The organism is Niastella koreensis GR20-10, from assembly GCF_000246855.1.
Taxonomy (GTDB): Bacteria; Bacteroidota; Bacteroidia; order Chitinophagales; family Chitinophagaceae; genus Niastella; species Niastella koreensis.
Genome location: NC_016609.1, coordinates 8,098,271 through 8,113,626 on the forward strand (window position 1 = coordinate 8,098,271; position 15,356 = coordinate 8,113,626).

General features: G+C 43.6%; 14 protein-coding genes. 10 read left to right on the forward strand and 4 right to left on the reverse strand.

Annotated features, from left to right (window positions below; all coding sequences use genetic code 11):
• Window positions 1–177: 177 nt before the first annotated feature.
• The 4 genes from NIAKO_RS32380 to NIAKO_RS32395 all read right to left on the reverse strand — a co-directional run bounded on the left by NIAKO_RS32380 (window position 178) and on the right by NIAKO_RS32395 (window position 4,440).
• On the reverse strand, window positions 178–1,461 hold the full coding sequence (locus NIAKO_RS32380) for a hemolysin family protein (protein WP_014222715.1): 1,284 nt from the start codon (window positions 1,459–1,461) through the stop codon (window positions 178–180).
• 118 nt (window positions 1,462–1,579) lie between these two features.
• Window positions 1,580–2,149 carry a guanylate kinase gene (gene gmk / locus NIAKO_RS32385; protein WP_014222716.1) on the reverse strand — a complete coding sequence of 190 codons (570 nt, stop codon included), beginning with the start codon at window positions 2,147–2,149 and terminating at the stop codon, window positions 1,580–1,582.
• Between the two features lie 44 nt (window positions 2,150–2,193).
• A complete protein-coding gene (gene murA, locus NIAKO_RS32390) occupies window positions 2,194–3,498 on the reverse strand; it encodes a UDP-N-acetylglucosamine 1-carboxyvinyltransferase (protein WP_014222717.1) in 1,305 nt (434 codons plus the stop codon).
• 195 nt (window positions 3,499–3,693) lie between these two features.
• Window positions 3,694–4,440 carry a DUF4290 domain-containing protein gene (locus NIAKO_RS32395; RefSeq protein WP_014222718.1) on the reverse strand — a complete coding sequence of 249 codons (747 nt, stop codon included), beginning with the start codon at window positions 4,438–4,440 and terminating at the stop codon, window positions 3,694–3,696.
• A gap of 589 nt (window positions 4,441–5,029) precedes the next feature.
• Between NIAKO_RS32395 and gldC the strand changes: the two genes are divergently transcribed.
• From gldC to NIAKO_RS32445, 10 genes are all read left to right on the forward strand, one after another.
• Window positions 5,030–5,377, forward strand: a complete 348-nt coding sequence (gene gldC / locus NIAKO_RS32400) for a gliding motility protein GldC (RefSeq protein ID WP_014222719.1) — start codon at window positions 5,030–5,032, stop codon at window positions 5,375–5,377.
• A gap of 16 nt (window positions 5,378–5,393) precedes the next feature.
• The gene (locus NIAKO_RS32405) at window positions 5,394–5,846 is read left to right on the forward strand and encodes a GatB/YqeY domain-containing protein (protein ID WP_014222720.1); all 453 of its coding nucleotides are present in this window, start codon (window positions 5,394–5,396) and stop codon (window positions 5,844–5,846) included.
• A gap of 104 nt (window positions 5,847–5,950) precedes the next feature.
• Window positions 5,951–6,493: a CvpA family protein gene (locus NIAKO_RS32410; protein ID WP_014222721.1), complete on the forward strand. Its 543-nt coding sequence runs from the start codon at window positions 5,951–5,953 to the stop codon at window positions 6,491–6,493.
• A gap of 130 nt (window positions 6,494–6,623) precedes the next feature.
• On the forward strand, window positions 6,624–7,400 hold the full coding sequence (locus NIAKO_RS32415) for an alpha/beta fold hydrolase (protein ID WP_014222722.1): 777 nt from the start codon (window positions 6,624–6,626) through the stop codon (window positions 7,398–7,400).
• A gap of 157 nt (window positions 7,401–7,557) precedes the next feature.
• Window positions 7,558–8,223, forward strand: coding sequence for a CBS domain-containing protein (locus NIAKO_RS32420; protein WP_014222723.1), 666 nt, complete (start codon window positions 7,558–7,560; stop codon window positions 8,221–8,223).
• 146 nt (window positions 8,224–8,369) lie between these two features.
• The gene (locus tag NIAKO_RS32425; RefSeq protein WP_165761211.1) at window positions 8,370–9,743 is read left to right on the forward strand and encodes a POTRA domain-containing protein; all 1,374 of its coding nucleotides are present in this window, start codon (window positions 8,370–8,372) and stop codon (window positions 9,741–9,743) included.
• 29 nt (window positions 9,744–9,772) lie between these two features.
• Complete coding sequence (locus tag NIAKO_RS32430) at window positions 9,773–10,651, forward strand: NAD kinase (RefSeq protein WP_014222725.1); 879 nt, start codon at window positions 9,773–9,775, stop codon at window positions 10,649–10,651.
• Between the two features lie 59 nt (window positions 10,652–10,710).
• On the forward strand, window positions 10,711–11,568 hold the full coding sequence (gene porG / locus NIAKO_RS32435) for a type IX secretion system protein PorG (protein WP_014222726.1): 858 nt from the start codon (window positions 10,711–10,713) through the stop codon (window positions 11,566–11,568).
• 160 nt (window positions 11,569–11,728) lie between these two features.
• Window positions 11,729–12,490 carry an undecaprenyl pyrophosphate synthase gene (locus NIAKO_RS32440; protein WP_014222727.1) on the forward strand — a complete coding sequence of 254 codons (762 nt, stop codon included), beginning with the start codon at window positions 11,729–11,731 and terminating at the stop codon, window positions 12,488–12,490.
• Between the two features lie 105 nt (window positions 12,491–12,595).
• Entirely contained in the window at window positions 12,596–15,325 is a 2,730-nt protein-coding gene (locus tag NIAKO_RS32445; protein ID WP_014222728.1) for a BamA/OMP85 family outer membrane protein, read from the forward strand.
• Window positions 15,326–15,356 lie beyond the last annotated feature (31 nt).

Consider the following 15,356-nt stretch of genomic DNA (forward strand, 5'->3'; position numbering starts at 1 on the left):
GTTGCTCCTTCTTTCTAAAAAGCTTAGTGCCATAGGATCGCCATAAATATCTGAAAAATAGTGAAAGCGGGGCAAATTTAAGGCTTATGAGCTTGGAATCAACCAAAAGGTTGTTAAGGGGATGAAATTGTAGGTAGGAATACTTAGTATATGATTACTAAAGTTTTAGCACACAAACTACCGCAGGATCTTCAGGCGTACCATTTCAATGCGGGTATCGCTCACATTCAATACCTCAAACTCATAATTACCAATGATAATACGTTCCTTTAACCGGGGAATGGTTTCATGCTGGTGAATGATAAAGCCGGAAAGGGTTTCCGAGTCGTTTTCGGGGAACTCCAGTTTATATTTCTCCACCAGGTAATCCAGCTCCAGCCGGCCCGACAGAATATATTCGTCTTCAGAGATCATTTTCTCTTCAAACTCCTCCACATCATATTCGTCCTTTATTTCGCCGAAGATTTCTTCCAGCAGGTCTTCCATGGTAACAATGCCGGCGGTGCCGCCAAACTCATCTACCACCCAGGCAATGCTTTTGCGTTCCCTGGTGAATTTATTTATGAGGTCGGTGGCGCTCATACTCTCCGGAATGGCGGGAATGGGCAGCAGGATCTCCTTTACATGATCGGGTTGTTTAAACAGATCGAGCTGGTGAATATAACCCAGGATCTGGTCGATATTGCCACCGTACACAATGAGTTTGCTCAACCGCGTTGAAATAAACTTTTTGCGGGCCTCCTCCACGGTGGTATTCAACTCAATAGCCTCAATTTCCTTCCGGGGCACCAGGCATTCACGCACCTTTATTTTGGGTAACGACAGGGCATTCTCGAACAGCTCCGTGTTCATATCGGCGCCTTCGCTGCTGTATTCACTGGTTTGCTGAAAAAAGTGATCGAGATCGCTGCGCGAAAAAGGCTCTTTCCGCTTGTCGATACGCATATCGAAGATCACGTTCAGGATAAAGATCGACAGCCTTACAAAGGCGGCCGCTATCCAATAAAATAAATTATCAAACAGCCCCAGCAGCCCTACGCGGGCTGAAAAAGACAGCAGGGAATCGCTTTTAGCCTTGAAAATAGCTTTTGGAATGCATTCGCCCAGTATAATGATCAGCAGCCAGGAAACCACGATCTCCGAAAACAGCTTGAAGAAACTGATAAACGACTTTGCGGTAATATCCATGGTATCCCAATGCACCCATTCGTTCAGGAACATAGACATCAGCAATACCAGGAAGGTGAGAAAAAAGCTGAACCCAACTACATTGGTGCCTATAAAGCGGGAAGGGTTATCAAACAGGTTCGACAATAAAATACCGGCATTGGAACCCTGTTTCTTTTTTAATTCAATATTCAACCGGTTGGCCGAGGTAAATGCCACTTCAATGCCTGCAAAATATGCGAGCAGCAGAAACACAATACCAATGACAATGCCTATTCCGGTAAGTAAACTCATAGTTGGGCTACGAAAATAAACAAACAATTGGCAATAAGCAATATTCAATTAGCAATTGGCAATTGGCAATGGGCACAATTCAAAACCCATATTGCTTATTGTCTATTGCCTATTGGTTTTAGCTTTCCAGAAACTGCTGAACCGCTTCTTTGGCCTGTACACAGGCTTTTTCGAAGTTGTCGTTAAGGATTATTTTAGAAAAGTGATGTTTAAACGATATTTCGTAAGAAGCCTTATTGATCCTGGTTTCCAGGCTTTCTTCGGTTTCGGTACCCCTTGAGCTTAACCGGCGTCTTAATTCGTCAACAGAAGGCGGGTCGATAAAGATCGACAGGGTAGTGCGGGGAAATTGCTCCTGTACATGAATGGCGCCTTTTACATCGATATCCAGTACGGGTACCTGCTTGTTGTTCCAGATGCGCTCCAGTTCCGATTTCAGCGTACCATAGATCTTTCCTTCATATACCATTTCCCATTCAACAAACTCGTTGTTATTATTCTTGGCCTGAAACTCTTCTTCCGTCATAAAATAATAATCTTTCCCATCTACTTCATTCTCGCGTCTTTTACGGGTAGCCACAGAAATGGAGAATGCCAGTTGCGGAAATTCCCTTAATAAGAAATGGGTAATGGATGTTTTACCGGCTCCGGAAGGAGCTGTAAGGATTATTATTTTATTTTGATACATGTATGCGTATATGGTTTAGAGTTGTTGGATATTGGTTTGCCTGCTTATATTCTTTTGAGTTGGGCGCCTAATGCCTGCAGGCGTTTGTCGATGTACTGATAGCCGCGGTCTATTTGTTCAATGTTTTGAATAATGCTTTTTCCATCGGCACTCAGGGCAGCAATTAAAAGGGAGATCCCGGCCCTGATATCGGGGCTGCTCATTTGAATACCCCGCAGGTTTTGTTTCCGTCCCAGGCCAATTACCACTGCGCGGTGGGGATCACAAAGAACGATCTGCGCTCCCATATCGATGAGTTTATCTACAAAGAACAAACGGCTTTCAAACATTTTTTGATGGATCAGCACGCTGCCGCGGGCCTGGGTGGCTACTACCAGCACAATACTCAACAGATCGGGGGTAAAACCCGGCCAGGGATGATCGTAAATGGTAAGCACTCCACCATCGAGGAAGGTTTGAATTTCATACGATTCCTGCGCAGGCACATAAATATCGTCGCCTCTGATCTCCAGCTGAATGCCCAGCTGTCTGAATTTTTCAGGGATAATGCCCAGGTGTTCGATGCCGCAATTCTTGATGGTGATCTCACTTTGCGTCATGGCTGCCAGTCCAATAAACGAGCCTATTTCAATCATATCGGGCAGCATGCGGTGCTCGGTACCGTTTAATGTCTGTACGCCCTCAATAGTAAGCAGGTTGCTGCCAATGCCGGTTATTTTAGCGCCCATGCGGTTGAGCATCTTGCACAATTGCTGAATATAGGGTTCGCAGGCGGCATTATAAATAGTGGTAGTGCCTTCGGCCATAACTGCTGCCATAACAATATTGGCCGTGCCGGTTACAGAAGGCTCATCGAGCATGAGGTAAGTGCCTTTGAGGTTAGGGGCCTGTAATTCAAAAAAACCATCTTCGGAAAGATAGTTGAAGGCGGCGCCCAGTTTTTCAAAGCCAATAATATGGGTATCCAGTCTGCGGCGGCCGATCTTATCGCCACCGGGTTTGGGGATATACGCTTTTCTGAAGCGGGCCAGCATGGGGCCGGCCAGCATAACGGAGCCGCGAAGGCGACCGCTTTTTTGTTTGTAGGCATCACTGCGCAGGTAATCGACATTCACGGCATCGGCCTGAAAAATACAGGTATCGCGTTGGGGGCGCTCGATCTTCACATTCATTTCGCCCAGCAATTCAATAAGCAGGTTTACATCTAAAATGTCGGGAATATTGGTGATGGTTACTTTTTGAGCTGTAAGCAGCACCGCACTGATGATTTGCAGGGCTTCGTTCTTAGCGCCTTGCGGAACAATTTCGCCTTTTAATTTTTTACCACCGATGACTTCAAAGGAATTCATAGTTACTGTTTCCTGGGTTTTTATTACCAAACGGAATAATAAGCTGCAAATATAAAACCCCGACAATAGGTTTTACTGCCGGGGTTATTATTTTATTCTTTTGCCTTCCTGCCATTTCTGACCGAATGGCTGATATTAAATCGAAGTAGAATTGCCTTTGCCTTGTAAACTTGTAAACCCTATCAACTTGTCAACTTATTTATAGCGTTTCTTGAACTTACCGCCGCGGTCGTTGCGGTTATCACGTCCACCGCCGCCGCCACGGTCATCACGATCCCGGCCGCCACGGCCCTGGAATTTTCCGCCGCCGCCGCCACGTTTATTGCGGTAGTCGCCATAGCCACCACGGTCCCGATCGCGGTCACGATTGTCGCTGGGGCGGTGTTGGCGTACATACGGTGTATTGGTAAAGGTGAGCTGGCCTTCGGTAATGTTGGTCAGTTCGCCCTGAATAGCATCGTCGTGCACAGTTTCTTTATGCCAGTTATTGTAAGCCAGTTTCATGTAATAGGCAATGGCATTGGCAAACCCCTGTCTTTTATCGGGCTGGTCTTCTTTCAGCGCTTTGTTGATAACCAGCTCCAGGTTTTTACCCAGGTGCGAGAATTTGGGATAGCGTTTGGGATAGGGCAGTGGTCCGGGTCTTGATTTTAAAGTTTCCCTGGTGGGGATGGGGTAGGGAGAATCTACCGCCAGTTTAAAATTAGAGATCAGGAACAGGTGGTCCCAAAGTTTATGTCTGAAATCTTCAACGTTTTTTAAGTGAGGGTTCAGGAATCCCATCAGTTCAATTACAGCATAAGCATTACGCTGGCGGGTTTCCTGATCTTCAATCGTCAGCAGGTATTCAATCATTTTCTGAATATGCCTTCCGTATTCACGCATCGCCAGGTGGTTCCTGGTCGTGTTGTATTCCATTTTTTCGATAGCACTAATACTCATTCTATAAATATAAGATTAACAAAAGTAACAAAGTAAATTTAGAAAAAGAAAAGGCCTTTGTTAGGCCTTTTCTAAAAAAGGATTGGTTTTTCCACAGGTTAATGCGGTAAATGCATGCCAACAGCCTGATTGCAGGCAATTATTAATGGTAAAAAGCGGTCCGGCTTCCGGAAGGCGCTACAATGTTTTTATTATGATTAAAGAGGTACTATAAACACACACAAATCCTTTCAATTCGATCACTGCTGCAAATGGCACCTTAATGTAGATTAGCTTGATCAGAGAGGCATTCGGAGGATATTGATTCGGCCGGGTTAAGGTTTTTTTATAGATCCGGGAAGATTTTGAAGCGTATTCCCCCAAATTATCAAATAAACTTGTAACTGCCAACGGGTTAGTACCCTATTTTTTTGGCCCGTATTTTATGCAGCTGGAATTGTTAAAATCTCATATGTGTTTTAACATTTCACGCCGAATGATGGTTTAATTTACATTTACACAATGTTGAACAGTTAGTTGGGCACCAAAAGCTATTAAAAATCGGTGTACTTTTGCGGTTCAAAATATAAAAAACTGATAATCAAAGAAAATGAGGCAATCGAGAATTACTATTGATGTGTCGCTTGACGAAAAAAACATTCCTGATCAAATATTGTGGAATGCCACCGACAGCACTGCCGACAATGCGCAAAAGGCAAGGGCCATGATGCTGTCTTTTTGGGATGGCGCCGATAAATCGGCTTTACGCATGGACCTGTGGACGAAAGACATGATGGTGGATGAGATGGCCGACTTTTATTATCAAACTATTATGACGATGGCCGATAGCTTTGAGCGGGCCACCCACCAGGCCGAACTGGTTGACATGATGAAGACCTTTGCCAAAGATTTTTATGGTCGTTTCCGCGACATTCAGTTGAAAGAAAATAAATTGTAATCTCAAAAAGCCGCATATGAACTTAGAACAAAAGATCATGGCTGACCTGAAAACAGCCATGCTGGCCAAAGACGAAAAAGCATTGCGTAGTTTACGCGCCATTAAAGCTGCCATTTTGCTGGCAAAAACATCAGAGGGCGCTGGCGGCGATTTGAAAGAGGAAGACGAGATCAAATTGTTGCAGAAGCTGGTAAAACAACGCAGGGACTCATTGGAGATCTTTACCCAGCAGAACCGCACCGACCTGGCGCAAAAAGAGCAGGAAGAAATTGAAATAATAGAAAAATTCCTTCCCAAACAACTGAGTGGGGAAGAATTGAAAACTATTATAGCAGGCATTATTGCCAACACAGGCGCTTCTTCACCAGCCGATATGGGGAAGGTGATGGGCGCGGCCACCAAACAACTGGCTGGCAAGGCTGATGGGAAAGCAATTAGCGCCCTGGTAAAGGAGTTGCTGGCGAAATAGGCAGGGCAATTGCTATGAAGTGTAGCTTATGTGGCCTGAAATTTTGAAAGAGAGGTAAGAAGTAAGATTCAAATCTTATTTTTCGTACGTTACACTTCCCAAATATGCTCATAGATATATTAGTTCTAATATTTATTGTTTTCGCTATTATAAAAGGCTTGCGGCGAGGACTTATAGTTGCAGTATTTTCAATTTTTGCGTTTATTGCAGGTATTGCCGCAGCCATGAAATTATCGGTAGTTGTAGCAGATTATTTAAAAGACAGCGTTAATATCTCTGCTAAATGGCTGCCATTTATTTCATTCGCAGTGGTGTTTATAGGGGTTGTGTTGTTAGTGAGGTTTGTGGCCAGTTTACTGGAATCTACAGTTGAAATGGCAATGATGGGTTGGGTAAACAGGATCGCAGGAGTTCTTTTGTACACTATTTTGTATATGTTTACACTCAGCGTAGTGCTGTTCTTTGTGCAAAAGGTAAAGCTCATTAGTGATGAAACACTCGCTAAGTCAATTACCTGGCCATGGTTACAGCCGCTGGGTCCCTGGGTTATAAATGGTATTGGGAAACTGATACCGGTATTTAAAGACATGTTTACAGAGCTAAGTGCGTTTTTTGACGGGTTTGCCACACAAAAGCTACCACGCTGAGTTGTGAGGTAAAAAAGTAAAAAAATCGTTAGCTTACATTAAAATTGCAATGTAAAACTGCAAGGATGGATTATTTGCAGTAAAACGTTTATTTTAGCGATTAATTGACTGACTTGAACAGACATAGCTGATGAATTATACGATCAAACAAGTGGATAAATTCAAGTATATTGAAGAAGGCGAAGGCGAACCGCTAATACTTTTGCATGGATTATTCGGTGCCCTTAGCAACTTTGGTGATTTGATCAGTTACTTCAAGAACCATAATAAAGTTGTGGTTCCCTTACTCCCTTTGCTTGATATGGACCTTTTGCATACCTCAGTAGGTGGTTTGCAGAAGTTTGTGCACAAGTTTATAGAATACCAGGATTACCAGAATGTACACCTGCTTGGCAACTCATTGGGCGGCCATGTAGCCATATTACACGTGCTGAAACAGCCAGAACGCATCAAATCGCTTATCCTGACCGGCAGTTCCGGTTTATTTGAGAACGGTATGGGCGATACTTATCCTAAACGCGGTGATTACGATTATATAAAGAAGAAAACGGAGTTAACTTTTTACGACCCCAAAATTGCTACCAAAGAACTGGTAGATGAGGTGTATGAAATCGTAAACAACCGGTTGAAAGCCATCAAAATAATTGCGCTGGCAAAGAGCGCCATCCGTAATAACCTTGGTGAAGACATTAATCAAATCAAACAACCTACGTTATTGATCTGGGGTAATAATGATGCCATTACCCCGCCGTTTGTGGGCCGGGAGTTTCATCGGTTAATTCCAAACAGCGAGCTGCATTTCATTGACAAATGTGGTCACGCGCCAATGATGGAAGTACCAGAGGAATTTAACCGTATACTCCATAAATTTTTGACAAAGTTGAACGAGCCGGCAGCGGTTGCCTGAATACTATCATCTAAATGATTATATTTGGTTAAGGTAATTACCTAACTGTTTGCAAGGGTTAATGCCTATTGTGGAATTTATTTTGCATAGTGGAGTAGTTGGTACAAACCAGTTGTGGACTTTTATCGTATAACATTATATAGGTAGTTAAACTCTGATGGCAGTGCTTAATAAAGAATTAATATCAGCATCGATTCCCACACTCAACCTGAGTGATACGGTTATTCAGGCACTGGACCTGATGTCGGAGTTCCATGTTATGCAGTTACCTGTAGTGGCGGAAGATAAATACCTTGGTTTGGTATTCGAGGAGGATTTAATGAACCATGATGAACGCACTTCCCTTCAATCTCTTGATACTCACTTTTCCAAAGTGGCCGTACACGCCAATACTCACTTTATTGAGGCGGTACAAATGTTGAATGATTATAATCTTTCCCTGGTTCCGGTTATTGACAAGGAGAATGAATTTGTTGGAGCCATTGCAGCCATCGACCTTTTAAAAGAATTAGGTAAAGCCACAGGAGCGAGCGAACCTGGCGGTTTAATTGTGCTGGAAATGGAACAACGTAATTTCTCATTTTCAGAACTCAGCAAACTGGTGGAAACCAATGATGCCCAGATAACCCAGTTAAATAGTTATTGGGATAATAACACCAGCTCCTTTTTTGTAGCAATAAAAATCAATAAATTCGAGATTTCCGATATTGTTGCTACATTTCAGCGGTATGAGTACAATGTAAAATATTATTTTGGCGAAGAATTATACGAAAACGAACTACGGAACAATTACGACCACTTGATGAATTATCTGAACATATAGCACAATACCAGAAGAAACGGCCGGCTTTATTTTTTAACACCTAGAACAAAGCAACTGCTTGCCAGGGCACGTGCATGGGAAAGACTTTTATTTGCATACTATTATTGTTGTGCTATGTGGCATACGTGCATGCCCAACCTTCACCTGTGGATTCTACTTCCCAGGCCTTGCCCAATGTTACCAATGTAACTTCTGGTACCAATAACAACTTTAATACTCCTTTTGTTGTAGGCGATATCATAATTGAAGGAAATAAAAAAACAAAGCCTTATATCATTGAAAGGGAACTGCCCTTTAAAACCGGCGACTCCATTTACCTGCCCGACCTGGTAAAAGGGTTCGAGATCTCCCGCCAGCAGCTGATCAATACCTCTTTATTTAACGAAGTAGTAATTTCCTTAAAGTCATTTCGTGGATACGTAGTTGATATTCTTATACAGGTAAAAGAACGCTGGTATATTTTTCCCCTCCCATACCTGAAACCCATTGACCGCAACCTGAACGAATGGGCCAAACAGGGCTACGGTCTCGACCGCGTTAACTATGGATTCAAATTCACCTATAATAATTTTACCGGCCGTAACGACAAGCTGAAACTCTGGTTAATAACCGGCTATACACAGCGCATAGAGTTTCAGTATGACCAGCCATATGCCGACAAGTCGTTGAAACATGGTTACCGCGTGGGTTTTGCCTATTCGTTTAACCGCGAGATCAATTACGCCACCATAGATAACCAACAGGTTTTTGTTGACTCGTTACGCAACGGAATAAGACAATGGGCGGGCCATATTGACTGGACGTACCGGCCGGGTTTACGCACCGTACATTCATTTTCGGTATCCTATACCCACCAGGAAGTAGACTCGGGTATAACCTATTTAAATCCGAAGTACTACAATTATGGCCGTACCTCGGTAAGCTTTCCCGAGCTGGTGTATAATGTAAACTATGTAAATGTGGATTATAAGGCCTTCCCGCTTACCGGCTGGCAGGCAGAAGGAACTATTGTGAAAAGGGGCTTTAACAATGCCATGAACATGTGGCAGATAAACGCAAACGCCACCAAAGGCTGGGCATTGACCAAAAAGGATTTCTTCAGCTGGAATGGGGTAGGAATGCTGCGTTTCCCCTTCAACCAGCCATATATAAATCAACGGATGTTTGGTTATGGCAATATGTACCTGCGCGGGCTGGAGAATTATGTAATTGATGGGTCGGCCGGGGTTTTGACAAGACAGAGCTACCGGCATCAGCTGTTCAAATTCAATGTTCCCACGTATCTAAAATCAAAATCGCACGACCATATACCTTTCCGCATTTATGCCCGCCTGTTTAGCGATATCGGGTATTCCTATAATAAGAATTTTACTAATAATTCCCTCACGAACCGCACGTTGTACACCTATGGCGCAGGAGTTGACCTGGTATCTTTCTATGACTTCGTATTGCGGCTCGACTACAGCTTCAACCAATTAGGACAAAAGGGTTTATTTTTACACATCAAGAACGATTTTTAAACGACAGGAAAATATTTAACCGTATTAGTATGAAGGTAGCCATTTATAGCAGGGTTATTGATGATGACCAGTATAGCAAAGTGCAACAATTGCTCGATGAACTGGACAAAGAAAATATTCACCCGGTTATATATAAGCCTTTTTATGAGATGATCCAGTCATCGGTGCGTTTTTCAGAAAAGACCACTCTGTTCAATGACTCGGGTGATCTTACCGATGCCATAGACTTTTTGATAAGCCTGGGTGGTGATGGTACTTTACTCGATACCGTTACCCTGGTTCGCGATAAGAATATCCCGGTGCTGGGGATCAATTTTGGCCGGCTGGGCTTTTTGGCCAGCATCGGCAGTAAAGAATTGCACATTGCAGTACAATCCCTGGTGAAGCGCACAATACTAATAGACAAGCGATCGTTAATTCATTTGGATGCGAGTAAACCATTATTCGGCGATGTACCTTACGGATTAAATGAATTTGCTATCCATAAGACAGATACATCACCCATGATAAAAATTCATACTTATCTTAATGGTGAATTTTTAAATACATACTGGGCTGATGGCGTGATTGTAGCAACTCCTACCGGTTCAACCGGCTATTCGTTAAGTTGTAATGGCCCAGTGGTTTTTCCTGAATCCTCCAGCTTCGTTATCACCCCCGTAGCCCCACATAACCTGAATGTCCGACCTATCATAGTACCAGATGATAATATTATATCATTTGAGATTGAGGGCCGGACAGATCATTTTATTTGTGCGCTTGACTCGCGCAAAGAACTCGTAGATAAAAAGGTACAATTAGCCGTGCGCAACGAATCCTTTACCCTGAGCCTGGTACGGTTGAATGAAAATAATTTCCTGCAAACCCTGCGTAATAAATTATCGTGGGGTTTAGACACGAGGAATTAACTTTTTTATACAATGAAAAATTGCCGGTATATCCGGTTCTTAATGTTAAATTGCGAATTATGAAGAAATTGGTTGTAACAGCACTCCTGTTTAATTCCGTACTATGTGTGCAAAAGGTTACTGCCCAATATGAAAGTATTGTTCAGCAAGGTGAGTTTGGCATTTCTGCGGGGGCCGCACATTATTTTGGCGACCTGAATACCAGGGCGAGATTGAACAGGCCAAAACCTGCTTTAGGGGTATTCTTCCGTAAACAATTCGGGAACTATACCGCATTGCGTGTTTCGGCACACTATGCAAAACTGGGTTATTCAGATGTTTACAATACCCAGAACGATTATCAGCATCGCCGCAACCTGAGCTTTAATACGAATGTATTTGAGTTTGCTTTGCAGGGTGATTTCAACTTCTTCAAATTTGTACCGGCCGATCCATATTATAGTTTCACGCCCTATTTAACCCTGGGTATAGGCGCTTTCAGTTACGATCCTTATGCCTTCCTCAATGGCAAGAAATATTTTCTGCGTCCATTGGGCACCGAGGGACAGGGTACAGCCGCTTATCCCGATCGCAAACCATATAATACGATGGCCATTTGCGTTCCCATTGGGGTGGGTGTAAAATACGCCCTGAACGAGCGCATGAACCTGGGCTTTGAAGTAGTGTACCGGTATACTACCACCGATTACCTCGATGATGTTAGTAAAACCTACGTAGGCAGTGATAAATTTCCTCCGCTGCCCGATGGTACCCCCTCGGCAGCCGGGCTGTTGCAGGACCGTTCTTACGAAACAGGTGACGCCATTGGAATAGAGGGCCGTCAGCGCGGTTACAGCAAGCAAAAAGACGCTTATGTTATGGCTGAGGTTACTTTATCCTGGAATTTGACCTCATATCGTTGTCCTTCAGCTAATTAACCAATAGACAACAAACAGTTTACAATAGACAAAAGGCAAATTGGATATCCAATTTGCCTTTTGTTTTTAAATATTGGCAATTGTCAATTGCCAATTGGTTTTTTGCTCTTTGCCTATTGTCTATTGATTTACGTACCTTTGTGCCCTTCAAAAAAAGGGTATGCAAAGCCTAAGGGAGCAAATTAACCTTCAACGACTTCCTCGCCATATAGCAATTATTATGGACGGGAACGGCAGGTGGGCGAAAGAAAAGGGTCAGGACCGTCTCTATGGACACTTCCATGGTGTGGAAAGCGTGCGCAATATTGTAGAAGGTTGCGCCGAACTGGGCGTTGAATATCTCACCCTGTATGCGTTTTCTACCGAGAACTGGGACCGCCCTGAATATGAAGTAACCGGCCTTATAGAGCTTTTGGTGGAAACCATTCGCAAGGAAACAGAAACCCTCAATAAAAACAATATAAAGCTGCATGTAATAGGCGATGTAAAAATGTTGCCCGAATATGCGCAAAAGGAACTGGACGAATCGCTGCAGATAACCAGCCAGAACACGGGTTTGAACCTGGTAATGGCCCTGAGTTACAGCAGCCGCTGGGAACTGGTACAGGCGGTAAAACACATTGCCGAAGATGTTAAGGCCGGCAAGATAGACCCTGCCACTATCACCCAAAACACCCTGCAACAATACCTGGTGACCAGCAATTTTCCCGATCCCGAATTGATGATTCGCACCAGTGGCGAATTTCGCATCAGTAACTTTTTATTATACCAACTAGCTTATGCAGAATTATATTTCACCAATGTTCGCTGGCCCGATTTCAGGAAGGAGAACCTGTATGAGGCCATTCTGGATTTCCAGGGCCGGGAAAGACGCTTTGGCAAAACCGGCGATCAGGTTCAAAAGGAACAGATAAACGGATAATTACGAATTGGTCATGAATATTTTATGAATCCGTCGATTAGTTTCCTTTTTAACAAACCCTTTTAAAATATCCCCCTTAATTTGCTCCACTTTAAACTCCCCGGAATGCAGCGTTCGCGTACACTTAGTATTTCTTTACTGGTATTTGCATGTTTAACAGTCGGTTCACTACGTGCCCAGGTGGTAACCGATACCGTTCCAACGTCTATTGATCCGGAATTAGAGAATATACTCAACTCAAAATCTGCCCACGAATATATTATAGGTGGTATTAAAGTTACTGGTACCAAACGGTACGACCAAACCCTGCTGATTTCCATAGCCGGTATTAATGTAGGCGATAAAGTGATGATCCCGGGAGGCGATAATTTCAGTAAAGCTCTTACCAACCTGTGGAACCAGCATCTGTTCTCGAACATGCAGATCTTTTTCACCAAGCTCGAAGGCAATAAATTATATATAGAAATAAACGTTACCGAAAGACCTGCCTTATCCAAATTCCACATCATTGGTCCCCACAAATCAGATCAGGACGAGTTAAAGAATAAAATAGCCCTGGTGCCAAGCCGGGTAGTTACCGAAAACACCAAACGCAACGCCGAAGACGTAATTAAAAGATTTTATACTGAAAAAGGATTTCAAAGCGCTAGTGTTAGAATTGAAGAAGTACAGGATCCCAACCTGCCTAACTCTGTTATCCTGAACATCTATGTACAAAAAGGCCATAAGGTTCGGATTGAGAACGTAAGCTTCTTTGGGAATAGTGCGGTGAACGAACAGCGCCTGAAAAAGCAATTAAAGGGCACCAAGGAAATGACCAAGATCACCTTGTACCCTTCGCACGATTCTAGCGCCTACGGCCCAACATCAACGCCTTCTTTCAAAGCATACCTCGGCGATATGGGCTTTTTGTCACTCTCCAAAACAAAAGAATTCCTGGACCCATACTTCCGGTTTAAATTATTCAGCTCGGCCAAATTCAATACCAAGAAGTACGAGGAAGACAAGGAAAAAGTACTGGAATATTATAACTCCCTGGGTTATCGCGATGCGGCCATCGTAGCCGATACGCAATATTATAATAAGAAAGGAAACCTGAGAGTTGACCTGAAAGTAGATGAAGGTCACCAATACTATTTTGGTAACGTAACCTGGAAGGGAAACACCAAATACACCGATTCTATTCTTAATATCTTATTGGGTATTCAAAAAGGTGATATTTATAACCTGGACATCCTGAACAAAAAGCTGGGTAAGCAAATGTCACAGGAAGGTGGCGACATCAGCAGCCTGTACATGGATGATGGTTACCTGTTCTTCCGTATTGATCCGGTTGAAACGGCGGTATATAATGATACCATCGATTTTGAGGTGCGTATCACTGAGGGGCCGCAGGCCACTATCAAGAATGTTACCATTCAGGGTAACGAAAAAACAAAAGAGCACGTAATTCGCCGTGAATTGCGTACGCTGCCCGGTGAAAAATTCAGCCGTCAGGACCTGATCCGTTCACAGCGTGAAATTGCGCAGTTGAACTTCTTCAACCAGGAAAAGATCGGTATCAACCCTGTGCCCAATCCTGAAGATGGAACGGTGGACATTCACTATACCGTGGAAGAAAAATCTTCCGACCAGCTGGAGTTGAGCGCCGGTTGGGGTGGTGGTATCGGTTTAACCGGTACACTGGGTGTTACGTTCAACAACTTCTCTATTAAAAATATTTTAAACAAAAAGGCATGGGATCCATTGCCAACCGGTGATGGTCAAAAGCTGAGTATGCGTGTGCAATCAAACGGTCGCGCGTACCAGTCATATAACTTCTCGTTCACCGAGCCCTGGTTAGGTGGCAAGAAGAGAAACTCATTAACCTTTAGTGCATATAAGAGTGTGTTCCGTACCGGCGGTATAGATGCCAGCGGAAGATATTTCTTCAGCGATACCAACAGGCTGAAAAACTTTGGCGCCAGCATTTCATTGGGTAAACAATTGAAATGGCCCGATGACTTCTTTACATTGGTATACTCGCTCAGCTATACACAGTATAAGTTGCAGAACTATACCCTGTTTACACAGGATTTCAAAAACGGTACCTCAAACAACCTGAGTGTTAAAGTTGCGCTGAACCGTAACTCGGCTGGTCCTAACCCGATCTTCCCAACCAGCGGTTCCAACTTTTTGCTGAGTGGTCAGTTTACGCCGCCGTATTCGTTATTCAGGGAAAATACAACCAACCAGGATAGTTATAAATTACCCGAGTTCCATAAATGGCGGTTGAATGCCGAATGGTTCATTCCCATTGGTAAAGCAATGGGCGCCGATAAAACGCGTCAGTTTGTACTGCGTGCTGCAGCCAAGTATGGTTTTATGGGCCGGTACAATACCAAGTTGAACTATTCACCATTTGAGCGCTTCCAGGTGGGTGACGCCGGTTTGGCCAATGGTAGCTACATTCTGGGTTATGATATCATTGCACACCGTGGTTATCCTGTGTATGAGAATTCAAACCCCAAGATCAATCCGGATCAACAGAACGCAAGCCAGTTCTTTACTATATTTAATAAGTATACGCTCGAAATGCGGTATCCGTTCACAACCAACCCAAGCAGTACCATCTTTGGTATGGTTTGGTTTGAAGCCGCTAACGGTTGGTACGATTACAAATCATACGATCCGTTCCGCCTGCGTAGAAGTGCCGGTGTGGGTATGCGTTTCTTCCTGCCCATGTTTGGTTTGCTTGGATTTGACTATGGCGTAGGCTTCGACCGGCTCACGCCTGGTGCCCGCTTAAAAGATGCAACGCGCTTTACGTTTATGTTAGGTTATGAACCAGAATAAACCAATTAACAATAGCCAATAAGCAAAGCGG